Origin of the sequence: Micropruina glycogenica (assembly GCF_900289045.1) — a bacterium.
GTDB classification, from domain to species: domain Bacteria; phylum Actinomycetota; class Actinomycetes; order Propionibacteriales; family Propionibacteriaceae; genus Micropruina; species Micropruina glycogenica.
Genome location: NZ_LT985188.1, coordinates 1345266 through 1368183 on the forward strand (window position 1 = coordinate 1345266; position 22918 = coordinate 1368183).

Annotated in this window: 20 protein-coding genes, 1 tRNA gene and 1 pseudogene; 13 read left to right on the plus strand and 9 right to left on the minus strand. The window is 65.1% G+C overall.

Annotated elements, in window-relative coordinates; all coding sequences use genetic code 11:
* Nucleotides 1–6 precede the first annotated feature (6 nt).
* From MPLG2_RS18970 to MPLG2_RS06300, 3 genes are read left to right on the plus strand one after another with little or no spacing between them, the layout of a single operon-like run.
* On the plus strand, nt 7–819 hold the full coding sequence (locus MPLG2_RS18970) for a helix-turn-helix domain-containing protein (protein ID WP_197710105.1): 813 nt from the start codon (nt 7–9) through the stop codon (nt 817–819).
* Complete coding sequence (locus MPLG2_RS06295) at nt 816–1898, plus strand: type IV toxin-antitoxin system AbiEi family antitoxin (RefSeq protein WP_158680918.1); 1083 nt, start codon at nt 816–818, stop codon at nt 1896–1898. The genes MPLG2_RS18970 and MPLG2_RS06295 overlap by 4 nt, the downstream gene beginning before the upstream one ends.
* Nucleotides 1873–2673 (plus strand): hypothetical protein, encoded by an 801-nt coding sequence (locus tag MPLG2_RS06300; protein WP_105185400.1) that lies wholly within the window; start codon nt 1873–1875, stop codon nt 2671–2673. Before MPLG2_RS06295 ends, MPLG2_RS06300 begins: the two co-directional genes overlap by 26 nt.
* 757 nt (nt 2674–3430) lie before the next feature.
* Here MPLG2_RS06300 and MPLG2_RS06305 read toward each other — a convergent pair.
* Nucleotides 3431–3504 (minus strand) — tRNA-Pro (locus MPLG2_RS06305).
* 386 nt (nt 3505–3890) lie between these two features.
* Here MPLG2_RS06305 and MPLG2_RS06310 point away from each other — a divergent pair.
* Nucleotides 3891–4955, plus strand: a complete 1065-nt coding sequence (locus MPLG2_RS06310; protein ID WP_105184737.1) for an IS630 family transposase — start codon at nt 3891–3893, stop codon at nt 4953–4955.
* A 128-nt stretch (nt 4956–5083) separates the two neighbouring features.
* Nucleotides 5084–8824, plus strand: coding sequence for a hypothetical protein (locus tag MPLG2_RS06315; RefSeq protein ID WP_105185401.1), 3741 nt, complete (start codon nt 5084–5086; stop codon nt 8822–8824).
* 313 nt (nt 8825–9137) lie between these two features.
* Here the strand turns inward: MPLG2_RS06315 and MPLG2_RS06325 are convergent, their stop codons facing one another.
* The 3 genes from MPLG2_RS06325 to MPLG2_RS18340 are packed head-to-tail and all read right to left on the minus strand — an operon-like array spanning nt 9138 to nt 11322.
* On the minus strand, nt 9138–10070 hold the full coding sequence (locus MPLG2_RS06325; RefSeq protein WP_105185402.1) for a DUF4231 domain-containing protein: 933 nt from the start codon (nt 10068–10070) through the stop codon (nt 9138–9140).
* Nucleotides 10058–10519 carry a TIR domain-containing protein gene (locus tag MPLG2_RS06330; protein WP_158680919.1) on the minus strand — a complete coding sequence of 154 codons (462 nt, stop codon included), beginning with the start codon at nt 10517–10519 and terminating at the stop codon, nt 10058–10060. The genes MPLG2_RS06325 and MPLG2_RS06330 overlap by 13 nt, the downstream gene beginning before the upstream one ends.
* The gene (locus MPLG2_RS18340; RefSeq protein ID WP_158680920.1) at nt 10516–11322 is read right to left on the minus strand and encodes a rubredoxin-like domain-containing protein; all 807 of its coding nucleotides are present in this window, start codon (nt 11320–11322) and stop codon (nt 10516–10518) included. The genes MPLG2_RS06330 and MPLG2_RS18340 overlap by 4 nt, the downstream gene beginning before the upstream one ends.
* Before the next feature lie 68 nt (nt 11323–11390).
* On the opposite strand from MPLG2_RS18340, the gene MPLG2_RS06335 reads away from it, so the two are divergent.
* Nucleotides 11391–12014, plus strand: a complete 624-nt coding sequence (locus MPLG2_RS06335; protein ID WP_105185404.1) for a dTMP kinase — start codon at nt 11391–11393, stop codon at nt 12012–12014.
* Between the two features lie 6 nt (nt 12015–12020).
* Entirely contained in the window at nt 12021–13010 is a 990-nt protein-coding gene (locus tag MPLG2_RS06340) for a thymidylate synthase (protein WP_105185405.1), read from the plus strand.
* A gap of 10 nt (nt 13011–13020) precedes the next feature.
* On the opposite strand, the gene MPLG2_RS18345 is transcribed toward MPLG2_RS06340, so the two are convergent.
* A complete protein-coding gene (locus MPLG2_RS18345; RefSeq protein ID WP_197710106.1) occupies nt 13021–14013 on the minus strand; it encodes a nucleotide kinase domain-containing protein in 993 nt (330 codons plus the stop codon).
* A 211-nt stretch (nt 14014–14224) separates the two neighbouring features.
* Nucleotides 14225–14431, minus strand: a complete 207-nt coding sequence (locus MPLG2_RS06350) for a hypothetical protein (protein ID WP_197710107.1) — start codon at nt 14429–14431, stop codon at nt 14225–14227.
* 360 nt (nt 14432–14791) lie between these two features.
* On the opposite strand from MPLG2_RS06350, the gene MPLG2_RS06355 reads away from it, so the two are divergent.
* Nucleotides 14792–15646, plus strand: a complete 855-nt coding sequence (locus MPLG2_RS06355; RefSeq protein WP_197710108.1) for a DNA-processing protein DprA — start codon at nt 14792–14794, stop codon at nt 15644–15646.
* A 25-nt stretch (nt 15647–15671) separates the two neighbouring features.
* Here MPLG2_RS06355 and MPLG2_RS19350 read toward each other — a convergent pair whose 3' ends face one another.
* From MPLG2_RS19350 to mobF, 3 genes and pseudogenes are all read right to left on the minus strand, one after another.
* Nucleotides 15672–16649, minus strand: a complete 978-nt coding sequence (locus tag MPLG2_RS19350; protein WP_231935866.1) for a hypothetical protein — start codon at nt 16647–16649, stop codon at nt 15672–15674.
* Nucleotides 16646–18004 carry an AAA family ATPase gene (locus MPLG2_RS19355; RefSeq protein ID WP_408632060.1) on the minus strand — a complete coding sequence of 453 codons (1359 nt, stop codon included), beginning with the start codon at nt 18002–18004 and terminating at the stop codon, nt 16646–16648. The genes MPLG2_RS19350 and MPLG2_RS19355 overlap by 4 nt, the downstream gene beginning before the upstream one ends.
* A 186-nt stretch (nt 18005–18190) precedes the next feature.
* Nucleotides 18191–19445, minus strand: a pseudogene (gene mobF / locus MPLG2_RS19360) (MobF family relaxase); the annotation flags it as partial.
* A 102-nt stretch (nt 19446–19547) separates the two neighbouring features.
* Here mobF and MPLG2_RS06365 point away from each other — a divergent pair.
* The 5 genes from MPLG2_RS06365 to MPLG2_RS06385 all read left to right on the plus strand — a co-directional run bounded on the left by MPLG2_RS06365 (nt 19548) and on the right by MPLG2_RS06385 (nt 22899).
* Nucleotides 19548–20417 carry a DNA cytosine methyltransferase gene (locus MPLG2_RS06365; protein ID WP_197710109.1) on the plus strand — a complete coding sequence of 290 codons (870 nt, stop codon included), beginning with the start codon at nt 19548–19550 and terminating at the stop codon, nt 20415–20417.
* 353 nt (nt 20418–20770) lie between these two features.
* Nucleotides 20771–21238 carry a metal ABC transporter permease gene (locus MPLG2_RS06370; protein WP_231935869.1) on the plus strand — a complete coding sequence of 156 codons (468 nt, stop codon included), beginning with the start codon at nt 20771–20773 and terminating at the stop codon, nt 21236–21238.
* 169 nt (nt 21239–21407) lie between these two features.
* Nucleotides 21408–21551, plus strand: a complete 144-nt coding sequence (locus MPLG2_RS19365; protein ID WP_231935871.1) for a YHS domain-containing protein — start codon at nt 21408–21410, stop codon at nt 21549–21551.
* A 121-nt stretch (nt 21552–21672) separates the two neighbouring features.
* Nucleotides 21673–22164, plus strand: coding sequence for a DUF6153 family protein (locus MPLG2_RS06380; protein ID WP_108717364.1), 492 nt, complete (start codon nt 21673–21675; stop codon nt 22162–22164).
* Between the two features lie 117 nt (nt 22165–22281).
* Complete coding sequence (locus tag MPLG2_RS06385; protein WP_105185408.1) at nt 22282–22899, plus strand: DUF305 domain-containing protein; 618 nt, start codon at nt 22282–22284, stop codon at nt 22897–22899.
* The last annotated feature ends 19 nt before the right edge of the window (nt 22900–22918 follow it).

Genomic DNA, 22918 nt, shown 5'->3' on the forward strand with positions numbered 1-22918 from the left:
GAGGGGTTGGCCGCCGACGTCCGCACCGATGCCCAGCAAGCCGACCACACCCCCGGCTGGGCGCGAGCGCTGGTGGAACCGCCGTCGCCTGAGATTGTCGCTCAGATCGAGCTGTGGCGCGCCGCTCACCAAGTCCCCGACAACGACCTCCACCCCACCGGACCCGTCCAACACCACCTCGTTGAGGCCCGAACCCAGCACCGACTGGACGGCCTCATCGCCGGCGAGGCCGAGCCGGTGCTCAAATGGCTCGGCTGGATCCATGAGGCCGCGCCGACCACCATCGAGGACCCAGCCACCATCCGAGTCGCCCGAGAGTGCGCCGAAGCGGACCCTGACGGGACCCGGCTCCGGGCGCACGTCCAGGCAGCAACCGGCCGTGCGCTGCCCGACGACCACAAGGCCGATGCCCTGCGCTACCGGCTCGAACCGTGGCTGAACCAGGTCTGGGAGACCGTCACTCCACAGCCGCCCGGCACGACCCGCACCGCGACCTGCACGATCACACTCCGCGACACAGCCCAGGAATCAGCATCTGATCCCCCGCTGCTCGGCGCTCGCCGGGCACCAACCCCAGGAAGGAACCGACATGTCCATCAACCAGAACACTCCCGAGTCGAGACCGAGTGGGTGTCCCTGTGTGAGGCCGCCAAGATCTATGCGGTCAGCACCTGCACCCTGCGCTGCCGGATCTCCTCGGGCGACCTGCCAGCCGTGAAGCTCGGGTACAAGCTCATCCGCGTCCGAGTCTCCGATCTCGACAAGCTGTTCCCCGCGATCCCAACCAATCGGCCGGAGGATCGCTACCGCCGGTGGTGAGCGCCGCGCGCATCTCTGTTCAAGAAGAGGGGTTGTTCAGCTATATTGAACAGATGGGCCTTTTGAACACGCAAGGCGAGGCGTTGGCACGCCTCGTCCAACAGGGTCTGGTGCGCGCAGGAATGAAGGACGTCACCGTGTTGTCGGTGCAGCCTTCCGGCGGCCGCCGGCTCGTCCTACGCCATGGGTCTGCGCTGCATCGGGTTCAGGTCCTCCCCGTCGGCCGCAACCCGAAGACGCCCGACGACGAGCCCGGATGGCTGCCCCTGCTGGTGAGTAGCGGCTTCGACGACGCCACCCTCCACCGCCTGGCTGACGCAGGCGCCAGCTTCCTGGACGATCAGGGCAACGCTCACCTCTCGCTGGACGGGCGCACCGTGCTGTTCGCCCAGACCGACAAGCCCGTCCGCAGAGACACGCACGCCAAGGTGACAGGCCTGCAGCCCCAAGCGAAACGGGCTCCGGGCGCCCTGGCACTCAACCGCGCCAGCCACCGGGTGGCGTTCGCGCTCCTGGCCAACCCCGATCTGGCGGCCAGCCCAGTTCGCGCCCTGGCGAAGGTCGCGAGAGCCTCGATCGGCACGGTCCACAGCACCCTTGCCCAGCTCACTGATGCCGGGCTTCTCCTGGACGACCGACTTCACCACCCCGGCCGGCTGCTCGACACGTGGGCAGAGTCCTATCGAAGGCAAGCCGTGCGTCCGCTCGCGCCTCGAGCCCTGTACGCGGCCGATGAGCGTTGGCCAGACAAGGTGCGAGCTGATGCCCAGGACGTCGTTCTCCTGGGCGGAATCGCCGCGGCTGCGGTCCTGGACGATCACGTTCGCGCCACTGACGGCATCGTCTACGCCGCCACTCTCGGCCCCGCCGTGACTCTGCTGCGCCTGACGACCGACCCCACTCCGTTCCGCGTCGAGGTGCGTGAGCGCTTCTGGGGAGACGGCCTGCCCGCGTCGCAACCCGGCTTGGTGCCATCAGTCCTGATCTACGGGGACCTGCTTCGCGAGGGCGACGCCCGCTCCCTTGATATGGCCGCCAATCTCAGGAGGAACGATGCGCACCTTCGCACCCTTGGCTGAGCGCGACCTGCCCGTTCCCGGCGAGCTGCTGGATGCCCTCGTCGACGCTCTCGGGCCTCCCGGGCGGTGGGTACTCATCGGCGCCACCGCCCGCGACCTTGCACTCATCCTCGGAGGAGTCACGCTCCCCCGACGAGCAACCAACGACGTCGACATCGCAGTGGCCGCCCACGACGCTGGCGACTTCGACGCGCTGCTGGCGACCATTGGCGAGCCGACTCGAGCCTGGCAGCGCAGGAGGCTGCTCGGGCAGCAAGTCGACGTGGTGCCATTCGGCGAGCTGGAACGCGAGGGGGACGTCGTTATCCACGAGTCCAGCCTCAGCGTTCTCGGCTGCGCCGAAGCAGCCGCCAACGCGGATCTCGTCACTCTGCCGTCCGGAAGACTGCTGCCCGTCGCTCCCCTCGAACTCATGGCCGTGCTGAAGCTCATCGCGTTCGCCGGACGCCACCCCGCCGAAACCAAGGATGCCGACGATCTCCTCACTGTGCTGCGCGCGGCCTCGGAGGGCATCTACGGCGACGAGACCTGGGACGACGAACGCGCCATGGCGGCCACCGACTTCGACCATGAGCTGGCCGGCGCACACCGACTCGGCCGTCGAGGCATCGCTTGCTTCATCCCCGACCGGGCCCTGCGGGTCCACCAGGTGGCAAAGCAAGTTCACCCTGCGTTGAGGCTCGCATGGCGGGGAGCCCACGAAGGACTCCTGAAGGCGTGGCTCGCCGGCCTGCGGGCAGGCGGTCCGGACGCAGTCGAGGGGACGTCCGGCTGACCTCGGCCCCTCGTTGCTCCTCGGCGGCGACATCGGCCTGGCCACCGGAACGTCTGCGTTGCCGCTCACACGAACGCGCCAAATCGTCCTCATCTCCGGAGCGGCTACCCCGCGAGGCCGTCTCCAGTCGGCGGTCCCCGTCGCGTCATCGAACCAAGACGGAGCGTTCGAGATACTGTGACCCATGGATCTCGTCCGCGCCGTGGGCGTTGGGTACTTCCCCAATGAGCTCCCGCCGATCTTCACTAGCTTGGCCTTCGCGAATGTTTGCGGCGCCCTCAAGCAAGCACGGCCGAACGACGAGACATATCCAGCAAGGTTCAGCTTGGCGCGCACAGCAATCTCCTCGCGTGGGCAGCGCTCAAGGACTCGGTCTGGCTCCAGCTCTCGTGCACCAACCTTGATGCTGTTGTGAAACGAGCCGAGGCCGCCGACGCCTTGCAGAGTGAAGACTGGCTCTTGGCCTATGAGGCGCGCGCAAGGAGGTGGTGCGCACCGAAGAACTGGGCCGGAAGCTCGGCTTGGCGCGAGGTCAAGAGTGCTGGAGTGCTCTTCATGGACATCCCTGACCCGAAGGCGACACGACCCAAGCGCTGGCGCCTCCGACGGATGAGACCAGCATTCGTATCGACGTGGGGAAGTTGAACGAGGAGCTGGCCTGGGTTCACGTGACGCCAGCGCCTTGACCTGTTCCACGTACGTTACACACGGGCCGCGTACAGACCCTTAACACGACTTTCACAAGGCATTACACCCGTCGGGCTGACAGGATTTGAACCTGCGACCCCCTGACCCCCAGTCAGGTGCGCTACCAAGCTGCGCCACAGCCCGTGGCATGGATTTTCAGTTGTTCGGGCCGACCAGAGCGGGGTAAACCCCTTGACCCCCAGGCGTCCGAACAGCCTCGCTGGGACTAAAACCCGCATGTTTCCGGGGATCTGAGCGTGCAGAACACGCCACGACATGCATGGTTTGCATGATTCTGGTCCCCTTCTGGTCCCCGCGGCAGGCAGCAGCTACGCAGACGATCGATGTCCGCTTCATGAGCGATCTGAGCAAACCGCTCAGAACGGTGCGGATCGAACCGCCCGCTCTGACGTGAGTGCACGCTGCGCAGTCAGGTACATCGATCAGGCTCCTTCAGTTCCTGGGCCTGGTCTTCGAGGCCATCTAGTGTCGTGCGTCATTAGTTCATTGACGGTGTGGGATGATGGGGCATGCCATCATCAACTGTGGAGATCACCGATGCGGATCGGCTGATTCTGGAGTCGTGGACACGTTCCTCAACGGTGTCGGCGGGGCATGCGGAACGGGCCCGGATCGTGTTGGCCTCGGCTGCCGGTGCCGGGACGACTGCGGTGGCCGGCCAGCTGGGGGTGTCGCGGCCGACGGTGATCAAGTGGCGTGACCGGTTCGCTGAGTCTGGGATCGCGGGCCTGGATGACGAGCCGCGCTCAGGGCGGCCGAAGACGGTCGATGACGCGGCGATTCTGGCCGCCACGCTGGAGCCGCCACCGGCAACGTTGGCGGTGACGCACTGGTCGACCCGGCTACTCGCCAGCCAGCTCGGGGTCGGGGATGCGACGGTCGCGCGGGCGTGGAGGAAGTACGGGATCAAGCCGTGGCGGACCGAGACGTTCAAGTTCTCCACCGACCCCGAACTGGAGGCCAAAGTCCGTGACGTCGTCGGGCTGTATCTGAACCCGCCGACGAACGCGATCGTGCTGTGCGTGGACGAGAAAAGTCAGATCCAGGCGCTGAACCGGACCGCGCCGATCCTGCCGGTCCGCCCCGGCCTGCCGGAGAAGGCCACCCACGACTACAAACGCAACGGCACCACGACCCTGTTCGCCGCGCTGGAGATCGCCACCGGCCGGGTCGTCGACGAGTGTTACGACCGGCACGGCAAGGCCGAGTTCGGTGCCTTCCTGCGTAAGGTCGCCAAGGCCTACCCGCGCCGCCAACTGCACGTCGTCGTGGACAACTACCACACCCACAAACACGCCGAGATCCAAGCCTGGCTGGCCAAGAACCCGCGCATCACGCTGCACTTCACCCCCACCTCGGGCTCGTGGCTGAACCTGGTCGAGGTGTTCTTCGGGATCATCACCCGACAAGCCATCCGCCGCGGCAGCTTCGACAGCGTCGCCCAGTTGGTGACCGCCATCCGGGCCTTCATCGACGGCTGGAACGACCGCAGCCACCCCTTCACCTGGACCAAGACCGCCGACGAAATCCTGCCCCACGCCACCCGTAAACGAGATTCAGACGCGCGACACTAGCCTAGTTGCATGGATGGAGTTGAACTTGAACGGTCGGGCCAACCGTGACTCGACCTGGATACGTCGATCGCAGCAAGCTGCAGAACTGGGCAGACACGCGCTCAGCGCAGTCCGAGTTTCCGCGACTGGTGCGGCGTCTCGTCCTCGAGACCACCCCGGGTCTGCTGGAACTCGGTATGCCCGCTGGCGAGGGCGTCGCGGCGGGCGATTGGGATGGTTCCATCCGCACGACGGACGCCACCGCGTGGGTTCCTGAAGGCCTCTCCGTCTGGGAGTTGTCAGTCAACTCGAGCCCAAACACGAAGGCGGATGAGGACTACGTCAAGCGCGCCGCCACCCCGGATGGCACCGCCACCGGAGACTGCACATACGTGGAAGTGATCTTGCGGCCGTGGACTGCCCGCGCATCTTGGGCGAGGGGTAAGCGTGGCGACGACGTCTGGAGGGACGTTAGGGCACTGGGCCTAGATGACATTGAGACGTGGCTTGAAGCAGCGCCAATCACGTGGGCATGGCTTTCCGAGGAACTAGGTCTCTCGCCGCGCGGCCTCCGAACCGGATTTACGTGGTGGCGCGACTGGGCGGCGCAAACGAATCCGGCATTGACCTCGAAAGCCGTGCTCGCGGGCCGGACGGATGCCGCACGGGAGGTTGAAGACCGAGCGGCGACGTCCGCGTCGATTACCACGGTGGCTGGCGCGTCAGTGGAAGAGGTCTGCGCCTTCGTTGCTGCGGTCGCCGTGAATCGCGACGAGCAGGGCAAGGGACAGATGCTTGCTCGGCTGGCATTCGTTGACGACCTATCCACATGGAGGCAATTGGCCGCATCGTCTCAGCCGCTCGTCCTGGTCCCTCGCACGCCCGAACTGGTGAGCGAGATTCCAACCGGAACGGTCCACAGTTTCTGCGTGCCGGTCGTCGCCGAGGAAGGCGCTGACGTCATACTTCCGCCGTTGGACCCCTCCGAGTTGGCAGACGCGCTGAAGGCCGCAGGGATCGCGGACAGCGAGAGGGCCGACACGCTCGGCAGACTCGGACGTCGCAGCTTGACCGCCTTGCGTCGAAACATCGCCGTGCAGGCCGCACTCCATCGGCCGGCGTGGGCTGACACAACTCCCTCACGGAACTTCCGATCGATCCTCTTGGCTGGCTCGTGGAGAGACAACGCAGCAGGTGATCGTTCGATAATCGAGACGTTGACCGGGGTCGACTACGAGACGTTCAGGGATTCGATTACAGGGATCGTCGATAATCCCACCGATCCTCTGGCGATCCGGACCGACGGCGCATGGCATCTCGTCTCAGCCGTAGATGCGTGTATGCTGTTGGTGTCAAAGCTGACGTCCGACGACATGCAGCGCTTCGAGAGTGTTGTAGAGATGGTCTTGGCCGAGGGGGACCCAGCCCTTGACCTGCCGCGCGACCAGCGCTGGCGAGCATCGATCGACGGCAAGACCCGACGCTACTCAGGCGATCTCCGTCACGGACTCGCTCAGTCGCTAGCCCTGTTGGGCGTGTACGGCGGGACCGTGACCTGGTCGGGTGGAGGATCGGGTGCAGGGGTCGCCAATTATCTGGTCCGGAAGCTGCTGGAGTGGGCATCGGCAGACCCCACAGGACGTGCCTGGCAATCACTCGCCGACATCTTGCCGCTGCTAGCTGAGGCTGGGCCAGAGGCGTTTCTCGATGCTGTGAGCGTGGCGGCTACGGGCGAGGAGCCGTTGTTGGCGACAATGTTCCAAGACAGCACCGATGAGTCTGGCCTCTTCTCTGGCGGCACTCCTCACACCAATCTGCTGTGGGCTCTTGAGTGTCTGTCCTGGTGCACCGACTACTTCGGGCGCGCGGTCGCTCTCCTTGCGCGTCTCGACGAGATCGATCCTGGCGGCCGAATGTCGAACCGCCCGGCAGCGTCGCTAGCTGCGATCTACCGACCGTGGCATCCGGACGCGTCTGTCGATCCCGACCGACGCATCGCGGTGCTCGACTCGTTGCGCCGTCGGCATCCTGACGCCGCGTGGAAGTTGGAATGCAGCATGCTTCCCGAGGGCCATAGCGGGGTTCACTTTCCGATCAGCGCGCCCGTCTTCCGGACGTGGAGGCCGAACAAGCAGTCCGTTACATATGGCGAGATATGGAAGATGACTACCGCGGCAGTCGAGCGCTCCATCGAGGACGCAGGCGCAGATGCTGAGCGGTGGGCAACGATCCTCGACCGTACGTCAGCCATGGCGCCAGCGGATCGGGAGCGTGTCGTTGGGGCACTCGATTCGATCGCCGATCAGGCTGATCTCGCGTCTGACTTCAGATATTCAGTGTGGCGATCGCTGATCGACCTCATTGGGCGTCATCGAGAGTTCACGGATGCCGCTTGGTCGCTGCCAGAAGAGGAGCTGGCCAAGCTCGACTCGCTAGCGACTAGGTATCAGCCCGAGTCTGCCTATCTCCGACTAGTCGGACTGTTCCAGTCATACACACCGCACATCGGCGCTCGACAATTGGATGACTACGAAGGCTTTGAACGCGAACTTGGGCGCCTGCGCGTGGAAGCGATCAAGGAGATCGAAGCCGAAGGCGGGTTCGACGCCATCATCAAGTTGGCACGAGATGCGACCGTGCACGGGGCCGTCGGCATCTCCCTTGCGCACCTTGGATCGTCGTATGACTCAGAACTCCTTGGCTGGTTGGCGATCGAGGGCCCAGACAATCTCGCCGAGACCGCAATGTCGTACTTCTCGGCCCGCTACGCGCTCGACGGGTTCGACCTCATAACAGGCCTCCTCGCACGGGACGACCTTACTATCGAGCAGAGGGCCCGACTTCTCCTAGTTGCACGAGAAAACCTCACGGAAGTGTGGGCACTAGCGGCTGCGGATCAGGAACTTGAGACTCGTTACTGGATGGCGTTTCAGCCGCTCGGATTGGGTCACGACTTCGACAGGCTCGACGAAGTCGCCGACCGGTTGATCCTTGCCGGCCGCCATGCCGACGTCCTGCACCTCATGAGCATGTACTCCCACACGGAGAAGGATGGGCCACGCCCGGAGGGCGCAAAGCTCATCGTGCGAGCGCTCGACGGACTGTTGGCGGATCAGGCCCAATCTGCCGCCGCGCGCGGCTTGCGGACCTACGACTTCCAACGGCTTTTCGCTTACCTCGAAGCCATGCGCGACCATCTTGAGCCCGGCGACCTTGTCCGCCTCCAGTGGGCGTACCTTCCTGCGCTGGGCTATGACGCGAAGATCCCAGCGCTGTCCGAGAGTTTGGCTGCTGACCCATCCGAGTTCGTCGGAATGGTCTGTCTCGTGTTTCGTGCTCGACCAGGCGCGGAGGACAAAGAGGGAGTTGAGGGCCAGGCTGACGACGAACAACACGACGCATCGATGGCGTCCAACGCCTACCGCCTGCTCAATGCATGGGATTCGCCGCCCGGGCTCGTAGACGGCTCCATGGATGCCAAAGTGCTTCGATCCTGGCTCGACGGGGCGATGGAGCTCCTGGCAGAACATGGTCGGACAGAAGTCGGCCTGCAACAGTTCGGACAGGTTCTTGGGCACACCCCGCCGGACCCGGACGGCACATGGCCGGGCGTCGTTGTTCGGGACCTTCTAGAAGACGTGCAGCTCGAGCACATCGAAACGGGGCTCTATCTGCACGTCGTGAACAGTCGCGGCATCACAAGCCGTGGCCTGGAAGACGGTGGGGGTCAAGAGTTCCAACTTTCCGCCGACTACCGAGCCAAAGCAGAGGCGCTCGCTGACACCGCGCCTAGAACGGCCGCTCTATTCCGGCGAGTCGCCGCCTCGTACGACAGCGACGCACGGCGCAATGAGGATGACGCCGAGCGCTTTAGGCGTGGCCTCCACTGACCACCGCGGCGCCCGACTCATCTGTAGACCACTGAAATCCTACGGAGATTTCGGCCAGCCCTACAGCGACTTCGTCATGCTCGCAGCACTCCACTCATCGTCGCACATTCACCCGAGACATCAGGGCTGCAGGTCGGGAATGTCCGATTCGACAAGCATCTCGTCGTGGTCTTCCGGCAGGTATGCCCCGGCAAAGGAGGCTTGCACCAAACCGACCAAGAGCCGGGAAGACCGGCGCGTGCGGGTCCTCGAACCGTCCCGCCCCGCTTTCGAACGCCTCGCCGCAGGCTAAGAGAGGCGCCCGAAGTCTCTGTCAAGCCTTGCTCATGTGGGGAGGCGGCAACGGCTCCTCGCCGCGGGTAGCCAGCCACATTGTGTGCTCACGACTGATCGCTTCCTCAGCATCCGCCACTGCCTGCGGCCAGTCCTCAGCGCTCACCCCGCGGAGAACATCTGCTTGAACGGCCAGTTCACCTGCCGCCACCCTGTACGCGGAGGTCAGCTGGGAGTGTTGCTTGATCGCCAGCCAGGCGGCTCCTCCTGCAACGAACGCAGCGACGATGCCGGCGAAGTCGAACGGCTCGTCACGACCTAGGGAAAGAGCAGCAGCTACGATTGCCAGCAACTCACCAAGAAGAAGCGCATAACGCCACGCCGTAGCGCGGACCTCGTTCTTCCGGGCGTTGGACGAGTACCAGGCGCGCTGTTCTTCTGTCCTTTGTTCGAGATAAGCGTCTCTGCGTTCGGAGAATGGAGACCGACGGAGATCGAGCATGCTCTCTGTGAGCACCGCATCGCCAGGACCAACGTTGATTCGGTCCTTGCCACGTTGCAAGACTTCGCTGACTCGGGTTCGAAGCAGTGCCTCAGCCTCTTGTTCAGTGAGAGTCGGACCGAAAGGCTCTCCCTGGACGGCGAACCGCCACGCGAGTGTCTTGGTGGACTCGGCGACCGCGCGTCCAGCGTACCAGTCGCGTTCGGGCTGAAATCGGATCAAAGCCAACTCGGCTAGTGCGGCTACTACGAACGCCAGAAGCACTACAAGGCCAGAGAAGTCGAAACTTCCGATGGCGATGCCAAGCGCAGCTGCGAGCGTTGCGATCAGAAGCGCAACTAGCCGGGAGGCGCTTAGCCGGACGTACGCTGTTTGTCCGCGCCCTGACGCTTCGCTTGCCGCATCGTGGATACCGGGCAACGTGATTTTCCGTGGCCCGCGGGAATTGTTGTGGCTGCTCATCGCGTGCATGTACTCATCGTGTTTGTGGGCATCGACCTACCGCGGCTCGTCGCTGCGATTGCTCGCTCGATGGCATCGTCAAACTGGTTTACATCTGCTGGAGTGTTCCAGTCGAGAATTTCAGCGCCGTACTCAGTCAGCCCTTCGGGGACTGGGGCGTCGGGATCGATACGAATGCCAATGATGCCCTTTCCCTGTTCCTTACTCCACTGGATCTCTTTCTCGACCCACTCACTTTGGGATGTCTCCTTCCCGATGAGAACGATTGTGGCCGATGACCCTTTGATCCGCTCCTTGATCTTTCGGCTGATGTAATCCGCGTCCTGGCTCTTCACCGGGTCGAGCAGGTGCCGTCCCGTGAAGTCAACGTTGACGTTCTTGTTGTATGTCATCAGGTTCAAGCCACGGGCTTTCATCTGATCGGCATGCTGGTAGCTGATAAAGACTCGACGGGTCATGCGCCCTCCTCGGCGGGAGCGAGCGTTGCCATCTGCTTGCACAACGGACACTTCTTCAGCAGTGCGCCGCTCTTGATGACATATCCGCACTCTCGGCATCGCCACTTGCGGTTCCTGGAACTGTTGGGCACCTTCGAGAGCTCAGCGTCTGTCTGGTAGTACTCGGGGGCGTCTGCCCAGCTAAATCCGGCCTCTCGCCCCCACGACGGATACGCGTAGCCTGATCGAGCACGCGCGAACGCTTCGATTCGCTCGACTTCCCCCAAGTATTCGGCTGTGCGGTCAGGGCGCTCGTCGCATATCCGGCGAAGAGTCGCCACAGTCTCAACATCGATCGGTTTCATCGTGCGGAACTGCGTAGAACCGATCGCTGCCAACGGCTCTGCCAGATCGCTCGCGAGGATGGGGTCTATGAAGTGCATCTTGTCGGCAGCGAGGGCGTAGTCGCGGTTGACCGCACCCTGGGTGCCTTCCGTGTACCAGCCAACGTGGTAGTACCCGGAGATCACTCTCCCCTGGTGCGGCTTGCGTGTCGTGAGGAAGAAGATGGTGGCCGCACCATCGAGAACGATCCGATTTCGCATGGACGGCTCACAGGTGGAGAACAGGCCGTATGTTCCGGTCTCGATGTTTGGGTCGCTCTTGTTATCCGCACGTCGGGTGATCTCGCGAACTGGCCATCGGGCGAGGGGCTCAGAGAAGTAGACAGACAGGTAGCCGCGGCCAGCATCAGCGAGCTCGCGCCACGGGTCGCCAAGGCGACGCGCCGCTGCGCCTCCCTCGTGATCCCGGTTCTGTCGCATAGCTTGATGCTAGGGGTGACCTCTGACACATCCCGGGAGCCACGCTGGGCTGAGCGAAGGAGCTGGTGATGGCCAAGACTGATTTCACCATCCGTCGCGGTGCGGTCATCGTGTTCGAGGGCCTCGATCAGACTGGTAAGTCGACTCAGTTGAACCGCCTCCGTGGCTCGCTCGACGCGGAGTCCACGGTGTTCGCTCACATGCCAAGCGGCTTCACTACGTTCACCGAGCGTGTGTACAGAGCGCTGGAAGGCGAGACCGCTGACGAGAAGCCCAAGTCAGGCCTCGCCCAGCAGCTAGCGCATCTCGCGTGCCATGCGGAGTCGGTGCCTGATCTCAAGCGAGCTGCGGAGACGCGATCTTTGATTCTGGATCGTTGGTGGTGGTCCACCCTCGCTTACGGCTGGTACGGCGGATCAGTGAAGCAGTCAGGACTCCCTGAGTCGAGCTTCAAGGAGCTCATCGACACGATCTGGTCGCCGATCACGCCGTCTATTGTGTTCGTTTTCCTCGAACCCCACCACCTCGACCCGAACAACGCTCCGGGCGTACAGGATGGCTACCGAGCACTCTTGGACGAGTATGCCGAGTCCGCACTTGTCGTCCCGGTAGCGAGCGAAGAAGAGACACACTCGTTTGTGACTGAGACGCTTCTGAATCGCGGACTTGCTGCCCGAGTTGAGAATCGATGAGGCGCGGTGGCCGTCTATCGAGATGTGGAGCAGGCGTTCTTAGCCGAGTTGCATGCCGTTGTTGACTCTGGAGAACTTGTTGAGGTCCGCGGAGAGCGGACCCGGGAGCTGCGGGCGCGACTCATCGAGGTGTCTGACATTCGGTCTCGCCACGTTGTGCTCCCCCACCGAAACAACAACGTTTTTGCCTCGATAGCGGAGAGCATGTGGGTGTTGGCGGGCCGAAACGACTTGAGCTTTCTCAGTGCCTATTTAGAGCGCGCGGTCGACTTCTCGGATGATGGCCTGACGTGGCGTGCTGGGTACGGCCTCCGGCTCCGAAGCTGGAACGGCGTGGATCAACTCGCGGAGATTGTGAAGATTCTCCGGAGAGACCCGCTCTCGCGGCGTGCCGTCGCGAGCATCTACGATCCCGATCGCGACTTCGTGGAGAGTCGAGATATCCCATGCAACAACTGGCTTCACTTCCTCATGAGGGATGGGCATCTCGACCTTCACGTGGCTGCCCGCAGCACTGACATATGGTGGGGATTTTCAGGCATCAACGCTTTCGAGTGGACACTACTGCTTGAAGTGATGTCGCGGTGGCTCCGATGTATGCCTGGGCGACTGGTCTTCTTTAGCTCTTCCCTGCATCTCTACGAGCGCCACTTCGACCGGGCTTCACGACTTCTAGCCAGTCAGCCGAGCCCGGCGGCGTCCGACGCGACAGGGCAGCCGCAATTCGACACAGATTGGGAGGACGCCCCCGCGGCGTGGGCCGAGTGGATGCGTCTGGAGGCCGGCATCCGCTCTGGCCAAGACCTCGCGGCGCTCGACTGCAACCTCACCGACCCGCTCCTGCTCGCATACATTCGAATGATCGATCTATATTGGTCCGCGCAAAGTGGAGCCGAACCCAGCGTCCTAGACGACAAGCTAGTTGAACTTGGAGACAGCCGGCTTGCCGCCGCCGCGCGCGAGTATCTCGAACGAACTCAACGGTTGCAGCATTGAGCCCGACGCGCTAGGTAGCTGATGCGAGCGCGTTCGAACGGCCAGCGACCCGCTGGTTGATGCCCCACTTTGGGGGGAAGAACGGCCTTACTGGCGGGCCCTGCGGTGCGAACTGCTGTTTGATCCTGTTGCGGCTTCCGACTCCACGCACATTGGGGTGCATTACTCGCGCGTACTTGTCGGTTTCGCAAAACAGGTTCTGGCAGTCAATGAGCGTCAAAGCTCTACCGAATAGATCGTCAAAATCGATGCCTTGATCTTCGAACTGCTCCTGTTGCGTGTCGACCATCCATCGGATGATGTCTTCGGGAGGTACACCATTGAGCTGCGGGAAGCACTTCGCGATACCACTGCGCGCGCCCGGTCCAGGCACGACAAAGTCGTTCTCATCGAAGTCGATCACCGAGGTGTAGTTGAGGTCGATCGCCAGTTGATAAGAGAGGAAGGGACCGAGTGAAGGAAACGTCGAAATCGTCTCAAAGACCTGGCTAAGAGACCTAGCGTGCTCGATCTGCGTGGCAACCCCGGAACGGATCATGTGTTCGGTCAGCAGCAGATGGTTGCGATGTTTCCGAACCGCGCCGAACGGCGGGGGCGGAACAATATACGCCGCAGAGTAAACTCTCTCGCCGCTAGCAATTCTTGCGTCGAGAACCTTGCTGTAGGCATCGACATCGAATGTGGATGTTGTGATCTGACCGAATCTTGATTCCAACGCTTCCCATGTCGATGGTTTGTTGAAGAACCGAAACAGTAGAACGCGTAAGACGAGGTTTTCGGGGTCCTGGGGTCCCTCGTAGGCGATACGTATTAGATCTTGTGATACGCGGTCGGCGGCGCGGTAGGCGTTAGTGAAGCGATACCTGGACAGGACTACGTCATCGGTCCATGGGCCAGGTTCGCCGCGTAGCCTCGCATGGTACACGTGCTGCCGTTCGGCCGCGAAGTGCCAGTAGGACGAAAGCACCTCTGAAACGCCGACGTCGTGCTGACCAACTCTCACGCGCCGCATCATGCCTCCTGTCGGTGCTTACCTCCGGCTCCTACGTGTGTCTAGGTTGTCACGAGGGGGCCGGCAATGGCCGGAGACGCGCCACCGTCGCTTGTGGTTCAGGCGTGCGTTCTCCGCGCGCGAGCGGTTCGACCGGCCATGAGTAGAAGGCTGACTGGTCCGATCCAGAGGAACTTGAAGGCGTTCCAGACGAACAGCAGGATCAGCAGGTGGAGCCAGCCGGGCCTCCGTCGTTGATGATCGTGGTGCAGATCGCGGCGGCGTAGAAGTAGACCCCGGCGAGCAGCATCGCGGGAATGCCCCATTTCAGGCCGCGTCTGGTGCGGATGGCGTTGAGCAGCAGGTTGGTGGGCGCGTAGCGGAGTGCGCCGTAGCCTCGTGCGCTGAGTGCGATAGATGAGCGGAGCATTGCGGGCCTCTTTTCCTCGTCATAGCGCGACGGGTGTCCGTCGTGGAGGCGGCTATGAACCGAGTGCCCGCGAGGGGCCGTCCCGAAGGACCCGCGTAGTTTGCTGAACCTGCCTCGCTCCCGAGTCTACGACTGACTTGTGACAGAGGGAACCTCTCGGCAGATGAGCGTGTACCTCGCCGGTGACCTGGGAGCGAGAGGACACCGATCATGGCGAGGTTGACGGAGCAGGTGCAGGGCGAGCGGATGGCGCGAATCGCGTTGTCGATGATCGCCGAACCGAACGACCCGACCACCGGGTAGGTCCTCGCCCATCACGGCGGGATCGAGACGCTGCGGCTGATCGAGTCCGACGACGAGGTGCCCGGCCTGGCCCGCGCCGACGTGCTGATGTGGCGCGAACGACTGACGCCGCGGGTCACGCCCGGCCTGCTGGATCAGATCGCCGGGGTGGAGCGGCACGGGTTCGGCACGCTCATCCCGGCCGACAAGGAATGGCCCGCCGGGCTGAGCGACCTGGGCGAGCGCGCCCCGTACCTGCTGTGGACGCGCGGCGCGGTCTCGTTCCTGACGACGGCGCTGAGCGATCGGGCAACGATCACCGGCTCTCGCGCCGCGACCGCCTACGGCGAGCAGATCGCGGGTGAGCTGGCGACGGGGCTGGCCGATGAGGAACGGGTCGTCGTCTCCGGTGGCGCCTACGGGATCGAAGGAGCCGCACACAAGAGCGGGCTCGCCGCGAGCGGACACACGATAGCTGTCTTGGCAGGCGGGCTGGATCGTCCCTACTATGCCGGGCACAGCGAGCTGCTGGGTCGCATTGGGGATGTCGGGCTGCTGGTGAGCGAGCTGCCGCCGGGCGCGACCCCGACCAGACACAGGTTCCTGGCTCGCAACCGCCTGCTGGCGGCACTCTCGGGTGCGACCGTGATCCCCGAGGCCGGTCCTCGATCCGGGTCGATGACCACAGTTATCGCCGCGCGCGAACTCGGCCGGGGCGTCGGCGCGGTGCCTGGCCCCGTGACCAGCGTCGCAAGTGCCGGGCCGAACGAACTCATCAAGCAAGGCTTCGCTTCCCTCGTGACGCATACCGGCAACGTGATCGACCTGCTCGACGCCGACAGGAGCCCGGACCGGGCGGTGACGCGGCCCGAGGTCGGACGCGAGTTCGGCCACCGGCGCCCGTCGCCGGGCACGACGGGACGTTCTCTCTGACGGTCGGCCTGTCGCTGGTCGGGTCTCACAAGCTCGGTGCGGGACGCGGTGCGGCCGCTGGCCGCACCGGATCAGCCGTCGCGCCTTCGTGGGCGATCGCCTGAGCGCGGTTGAGGGCGGCGCGGGCGCGGATGGCGTCGATCTTCTGGCTGGTGCTCTCCGGCGTCGGGCCGAGTGGGGTCCGGTCGTCGGTGATGCCGTAGCGGTCACGGTAGGCGGCGACGGTGCGGGCGGCACGCCACCATGCCGCCTGTTGTTTCTCGCCCCCCGGTGCCGTGCCGAGGTCGGCCGTCCACGGTTCCTCATCGGTGAGGGAGCCGCGGAGCACGGCGTCGGCGCGGGCCTCGATCAGCTCGCGGCGCTCGTTCAGTGCTTGCCGCATGTCGTCTGCCATCTGTCCGCCGGCGTGCGGGATCAGTCCGACGATCAGCCTCGGGGGCTTGCGGGTGCGGCCTGAGCCGGCGGGCCGAGCGGTGGCGCGCGCGACGCGCGCGTGGAGGACGGAGGCGATGTCGTCAGCATCGTCCAGGCTCCGCGCGGCGACCAGCCGCGGGAGCAGCGCGTCGAGGTCGTGGTGGTTGGCTTCCGCGTGACGCAGCTCGGCCGACAGCGCGCCGTAGGCGTCGGAGGCGAGCACGTCTTCGATCTGCTCGCCGGTGAGCCCGGAGGCTTGCAGGAGGGTGGCCCAGCGGTCGTGCTGCGCGGCATGCGCGATCGTGTCGTACTCGGCCGCGAGCTGCGCGATAGAGCCCCAGCGGTCTTGCTCGGCGGTGATCGTCTCGTGCGCGGACAGCTCCGCAGCGATGTGCTGCAGGACGCCGTAGAGGATCGAGCGGGCGGTGACGTTCGGGTTGTCGCCGGGATGCGGCACCGCGTGTTCGGCGTCCTCTCGGTCGACGGCGACGTAGGCGTGGTTGCTGTGGGCGCCGCGGGTCATGGAGACGTAGAAGTTCTCCCGCGTTGTGGTGGCGGTGGCGACCGCGTGCGCGGTGGCGGTGGTCACGCCCTGGGCGCGGTGATCGCATAGCCGAGCTCCAGGTGGTCGGCCACATAGTCGGCCGGCAGGACGATCCCACCGCCGAACCTGCGCCCGGCCGGGCGGATGCTGACCGAACCGTCCTCCCGAACCTCGGTGACGATCCACCGGGAGCCGTTGCGAACCCAGGTTCGGCCGTTGCGGAGCCGCCGGTCGTTCTCGCGGGTGATGACCAGATCGCCCTCCGAGACCGCGGTGCCGTCGTGCAGGGCGAGTTCGCGGGTGGGGTTCACGGTGCCGTCGATGATCCGATCCGCTCGCGCTCTGGCGTTCAGTTCGGTGACGGTTGCCTGGGTCTCGGTGACCAGGATCGATGCGCGCCCGGCGGCAAGATCGGCCCGCCATGCGGTGTAGGCGGCGTCGATCATCGCTTCCTCGTCGCCCCCGGTGATCCGGCCGTGCTCGATCAGGGTGTCGATCGCGTCGGCGCGGCCGTGGCGGAGCTGGAGCGAGGTGGTCTTCTCCCACTCGTTCGTGAAGCGGTGCAGATCGGTCAGCTCCGGGGCGTCGTCGCGGGCGTGCACGAGCATGGCGAAGCTGCCGCCGGCGCCCGGTGATTGGAGTTGGCCCCAGTCGCCGACCAGGAGGACTTTCGCGCCGGTCTTCTCGGCTTCATGGGTGAGCCGATCCAACGATATCGTGCCGGCCAGTGAGGCTTCGTCGATGATGAGGAGCTGCCCGGCCGTGAACGTGGCTCCGTACATGATGTGGTTCTGCCACCACTTCGCCGTGTTCTCCGTCGCGATGCCGAGATCATCGGCGAGGACCTGCGCGGCGACCGCCGAGGGGGCGAGCCCGATCACCGACCCTGTGCCGTGCTCCTTCTCCCACGCCCTGCGGAGCCCGTTCATCGCCGTCGTCTTCCCGGCCCCGGCGGGGCCGACCAGAACGTCCACGACCCGCCCGGAGACCGCGATCGCGGCCAGGGCCGCGGCCTGATCCTCACCAAGCACTCGGCCGCGTGCGTCGGGCTTGCGGGCGATCCTCTCGACCGTCTCCAACGACACCACCGGCCCCGCCGTCGCGGCGGCGCGCGCCAGGAGTCGGTCTTCGGCGGCCAGCAGGACTTCGGACGAGAACAGGGTCGAGGCGTGCGGCCGGAACCGAGAGGTGCCGTCCACGCGGCGGAACTGCAACGGGCTCGACGCCAGCTCCGGCGGCGTCAGCCGCAGCGAAGCGTGCTCGGCGGCATCGACCACGAGGCCGGTGATCGCCTCCCGATCCTGGATGCTGGCGAACCGCCACCCCATCAACTGCCGGGACGCTTCGGCGTGCAGGTTCCAGCGGGTCCAGGTCGAACGCTTCTCACCGACCGTCTCCATCACGGTCTGCCCGACCTCGCGCACCACATCCAGCGGCACATCATCGGCGCGCAGCACCCGCCGCGGCACCTGCGCGGTGGATGCGGTGAGCGTGCGCGCCCAGCCGTTCGCGTCCTTCCCGAGCACTCGGCTGGCGCGCTGGCGCCACTCGCGGGTGAGGTCGGCCAGCGACCGGACCTGCTTCTCCGGCCTCGTGGCGAGCGTGGCCCGCGCCCGGAGTTTCAGCACCGTCCGCGCCGAGGGCTGCCGGCCGTGCTTGGCGACGTACTCGGCGATGAGACGGTCTTTCTCGGCCTCGATGTGCCGAGAGCGGGTGGAGAACTCGGTCACCAACTCGTCGGACACCCTCGATTTCCCATGCCGGGTTCCGATCCCTGCCTCGCTCGCGCGCCTCCCACTCCACGCCGAGGACGCGAGTGAGCTGGTCGGCCAGAGCGGCGTTGTAGAGCTCCGAGACCGCAACGACCACCGCGTGCATCGGGCGACCCGCGAGGGTCCGCCAGCAGCCGTCCTGCACAGTCAGAACCTTGTTGCTGATGACGACGTGCGTGTGCAACTGCGGGTCGCCGGAACGGCTGTCGTAGTGATCGAACGCCGCCGCCACGACGCCGGCGACATCGACGTGTGCAACCGCGCCGTCCGGGCCGGTTGCACCGACCCGGGTTGCCGCAACCTCGCGTTCTAGGAACGCAACCAGCTCTGCAACCGCCGCATGATGCGCCTCCGCGACCAGAGATTGCGTGCCGGCGTCCGCAACCGCCCAGATCGTGGAGACCGACTTCGGCACGCTGAACGTGAAGTCATAGCCCGCTACTGCGCGGCGGGTGCCGCGCTCGGCTTCCTCCGCCTCGATCGCGGCCACTTCCTGCGCTCGAGCAGACGGCCCCAGCTCAGGGTCGAGGGCGTCGACGCGCTGCTTGATCCGCTCACCGATTGAGGCGAACTGCTGGTAGGCGCGGCCCAGCGGGTCGCCGGTGATCGGGTCATGGCCCGTCCCGATCAACAGCGCGAGCTGGGCTTCTGAGACCTGCGCTTTCTCGACCAGCTCGCCGTGCCCGAGCCGGCCCAGCCCCGAGCCCATCCAGAAGCCCGGCGGTGTTCCTGCCTCGGCGTAGTAGCGGGTCAGCGGCGTGCTCAGGCTCCGGCCGCCGTCGCCGGCGGCGACGGACTTCAACAGGTACTTGTAGCCATCGCCTGCGCTCATCACGCGCATCGAAACCGTCACCTGGCCCGCTCCTTTCCATCGCTGTACGGAGGGCAGGTGAGCCCGCGAGCCCGGTCGCATCTGATGCGACTCGGGACGACTCGCGCCTCGTCTGAAAGACGTGTGATGGCTCGGGGAGCCGGCGGCCGGGGACTGGCGGCACCGCCTGAGGTCACGGATTCCGGAGCGCGTGGGGGTGGTGCGCCGAGTGCGAACGGTGGTATGGGCGCGAGGCATTGGGGCGATGGTTCGGGTCGCCGTGCACCTAGTCGCTGACCAGCCCGGCGGTTACCTCATGCACGAGGTCCGACCGGGGATCACTCGCTAGCCGGAGTCCTCATGCACAACCGCCACGACAACGGCCAACCCCTCAGCGTCGGCTCATTGTTCTCGGGCTATGGCGGACTCGATCTCGCTGTCGAACACACGCTCAACGCCGAGACGATTTGGTTCTCCGAGAACAACCCCCACGTTGCCCGCATCTTCGCCCACCACTGGCCCGGCATCCCGAACTTGGGCGACATCACCACCATCGACTGGCGCAATGTCGATCCCGTCGATGTGCTCTGCGGCGGGTTTCCCTGTCAGGACGTATCGACCGTAGGCAAGCGCGCCGGCCTCGCACCTGGCACCCGCTCCGGGCTCTGGTCGCACATGGCTGCCGCAATCGAGGTGTTGCAACCTCGGCTCGTGGTCATCGAGAACGTGCGCGGTCTGCTGTCGTCGCCCGCCGTTCATGCACCAGTGGAAAGAGACAACCATGCGCAACGCCACCAAGACGACACAAGCCGCGAAGATGCAACCCTTCGCAACTTGGAACCCGACCCGTGGGTCTGGGAGACCTCGCAGCTCGACCTCTCCGGGCAGCCGGCGCCGTACTCGGCGATCTGGCCGACCTCGGGATGGATGCGCAATGGATCGGCCTACCGGCATCGCTTGTCGGTGCTCCTCACCTGCGGCTCCGCATCTTCATCATCGCCCGCCACCAAGGCGATGTTCAGGACGCCGCTCGCGACGGACTCGACTCGCGGCGGCGAGTCGCTAGAACAAGTGCGAGCGAGGCGAGGGACGATCGCGCTCTCGCATCAGGTCATCGACCTGGCTCTCAACGGGCCGGCTGGCTCGCAGACCAAGAGCAACGAGTCGGACACGCTGTGGTCCCTGATCGAGGACATCTTCGCCGCTGGGGACGATACGCCCAAGCAGTAGCCGAATGGGAACAGATCACCGGCCGCGATGCTCCTGCCCCGGCACTCTTGATAGACGGAGCAGGGCCACGGCCTGCGCCAGAATTCGTGGAGTGGCTCATGGGCCTGCCGCCTGGTTGGATTACCGCCCCGGCGCATCGGTTCACTCCAAACCAACAGATCACCGCCCTCGGCAACGGTGTCGTTCCGCTCCAAGCCTTGACGGCCCTGGCGCTGTCGATGACTTGATGAGCGTGGACGAGCGATGAGTACCGCTGGCTGCAACATGGCAACGGCGTGGTGGGCCCTGACTTAGCCGTGCGCGTCTCGGGCACGGCGGATGATCGAGGGCGTTCATCCCCGCGGACCGGTGCTATGTACCGATGCCTCGCCAGCGTCGACCGTGCGGTCGCCGCCGGCCGCGGCGTACCGACCCGCGCCCTGTCGATCATCGTCATGCTGCTACTCGGCGTGACCGTCGCGGTCGCCGTCCAGATCGTTGGTGCCCTCCTTGTCCTCTTCCTCCTGGTCACCCCCGGCCGCGGCCTCGCTGCGGGTCTCCTCCTCGCCCTTGGTGGTGCCGATGCTCAGCGTCACCTTCGCCGTCACCGCCAGCGTCGGTGGCATCCTCCTCGCCCTCGGCAGCGCCATCCCGATCAGTCCCTACATCACCACTATCTCCTTCCTCATCTACCTCGCCTGTCGACTCATCGGCGCAAGTCGGGCAGGCGGCCGAGCGGGGACAGCGCCCCATGCCGTCCTCCCGGTCAAGGCGTCGTAGCGGCGGCTCGACTAGAGCAGGTACACCTACTGCAATACCCCTATGGGGTATCATCTTGGTGAGGATGCGGGCGTCGTCGGAGTGTCAGTAGGGGACCAGAGGGCGGCGGCATCGCTAGAGAGGACGTGGAGGATGTCGAGTCACGATCATCATCACGGTGGGCACGAGGCGCCGTCTCATGCTCATCATCACCCGGCGCCGGACGCGGAGAACTTGGTGCACTGTCCGGTGATGCCGAACAATTTCGTGGACCCCGAGCAGGCTGAGCAACAGGGCCTGTACCGGGACTACGAGGGCAAGCGGTACTGGTTCTGCTGCGCTGAGTGCGGCCCGTTGTGGGATGCCGACCCGGCGCGGTACGCGCACGCCGCCTGACGGGCTGGGGTGTCGCTGCCACGGCGTTCAGGTGGCGTCGTGGCGCGATGCTCTACCGTAGTGAATAAGGATCGTGGGTGCTGGCAGCGTCAGGGACTCGGAGGTTGAAGGGAGGACGGCGATGGGTGCTCTTCGCTCGGTGATGACCGGCGGGTCGCCTCGTCGTCGTGGCCTGCTCCTGTTTGGCCTGCTGATGATGGTGATCGCTGGGCTGTTCGCGATGCACGTTCTGAGCATGTCCGGCCCGCAGGGGCATACCTCCCCGACCCTGACGATCGAGACCGACCACGCCGCCGCGGAGACGCTGCCGGACGGCGGCATGTCGGCCGATGTGGCAGATGAGATGGCCGGTGCCAGCATGAGCGATGCTGCTGCGGCCGGTGAGACGCACTGTGGTGATGGGTGCGGGGAACCGGCGCCGAGCCATTCGATGCTGATGATGGGGTGTGTGATCGCGCTCCTGATCGGCATGGTCCTCCTGATCGCCCCCGGCCTGTGGGGTCGCGGGTGGCTGACGCGGTTGCTTGCTGTTCGGGCGCTGCCGCTGCTGGGCGCGGTGCTGCCACGCCCGCGACCGCCTTCTCTCATCGTTCTTTCGATCAGTCGCACCTGAGTTGCGCTGCGGCGTCCCACGGACCATCGGGTCCGCGTGATGCCTGTCTGTCATGCCCCGGCCGGGGTGTGGATGGACCGCGACTCTTCATTCGACTGACGAAAGGACAACTTCATCATGCGTATGCGCATGCTTGCGCTGGCTTCGACCGCGCTCATCACGACTCTGGTGCTCGCCGGGTGCGGGCAGAACAACGACCCCGGCATGTCCGGGATGGATCACGGCTCGTCAAGCTCCAGCCCCTCCTCGTCGGAGGCCAGTGCGGACTTCAATGCTGCGGACGAGATGTTCGTGACGATGATGATCCCGCACCATCAGCAGGCCATCGAGATGGCCGATCTGATCCTCGGCAAGGACGGGATCGATGAGCGGGTGGTAACACTGGCTCAGCAGATCAAGGACGCCCAGGGGCCCGAGATCGAGACCATGCAGGGCTGGCTGCAGGAGTGGGGTCTGCCTTCGCCCGACCCGTCCGCGGGCGGCATGGAGGGCATGGACCACGGCGACGGCATGATGTCCGAGGAAGACATGGCCGCGTTGGAGTCCGCGACCGGTGTCGAGGCGACCCGGCTGTTCCTGCAGGGCATGATCGAGCACCACAACGGCGCGATCATGATGGCCGAGACCGAGCTGTCCAACGGACAGAACCCGGATGCGCTGGAGCTGGCGCAGCAGGTCATCGACGGCCAGAGCGCCGAGGTCACGACGATGCAAGAGATTCTGGACAGCCTCTAGCCGTCCTCGGCAGGTGCGG

Excerpts from the sequence above, each read along its gene's own strand:
- MPLG2_RS06300 (WP_105185400.1), top strand. The coding sequence starts at position 1,873 with ATGCGCACCTTCGCACCCTTGGCTGAGCGCGACCTGCCCGTTCCCGGC.
- MPLG2_RS06310 (WP_105184737.1), top strand. The coding sequence starts at position 3,891 with ATGCCATCATCAACTGTGGAGATCACCGATGCGGATCGGCTGATTCTG.
- MPLG2_RS06325 (WP_105185402.1), bottom strand. The coding sequence starts at position 10,070 with ATGCACGCGATGAGCAGCCACAACAATTCCCGCGGGCCACGGAAAATC.
- MPLG2_RS06330 (WP_158680919.1), bottom strand. The coding sequence starts at position 10,519 with ATGACCCGTCGAGTCTTTATCAGCTACCAGCATGCCGATCAGATGAAA.
- MPLG2_RS18340 (WP_158680920.1), bottom strand. The coding sequence starts at position 11,322 with ATGCGACAGAACCGGGATCACGAGGGAGGCGCAGCGGCGCGTCGCCTT.
- MPLG2_RS06335 (WP_105185404.1), top strand. The coding sequence starts at position 11,391 with ATGGCCAAGACTGATTTCACCATCCGTCGCGGTGCGGTCATCGTGTTC.
- MPLG2_RS06350 (WP_197710107.1), bottom strand. The coding sequence starts at position 14,431 with ATGCTCCGCTCATCTATCGCACTCAGCGCACGAGGCTACGGCGCACTC.
- MPLG2_RS19355 (WP_408632060.1), bottom strand. The coding sequence starts at position 18,004 with ATGGAGACGGTCGGTGAGAAGCGTTCGACCTGGACCCGCTGGAACCTG.
- MPLG2_RS06365 (WP_197710109.1), top strand. The coding sequence starts at position 19,548 with ATGCACAACCGCCACGACAACGGCCAACCCCTCAGCGTCGGCTCATTG.
- MPLG2_RS06370 (WP_231935869.1), top strand. The coding sequence starts at position 20,771 with ATGTACCGATGCCTCGCCAGCGTCGACCGTGCGGTCGCCGCCGGCCGC.
- MPLG2_RS19365 (WP_231935871.1), top strand. The coding sequence starts at position 21,408 with ATGCCGAACAATTTCGTGGACCCCGAGCAGGCTGAGCAACAGGGCCTG.
- MPLG2_RS06380 (WP_108717364.1), top strand. The coding sequence starts at position 21,673 with ATGGGTGCTCTTCGCTCGGTGATGACCGGCGGGTCGCCTCGTCGTCGT.
- MPLG2_RS06385 (WP_105185408.1), top strand. The coding sequence starts at position 22,282 with ATGCGTATGCGCATGCTTGCGCTGGCTTCGACCGCGCTCATCACGACT.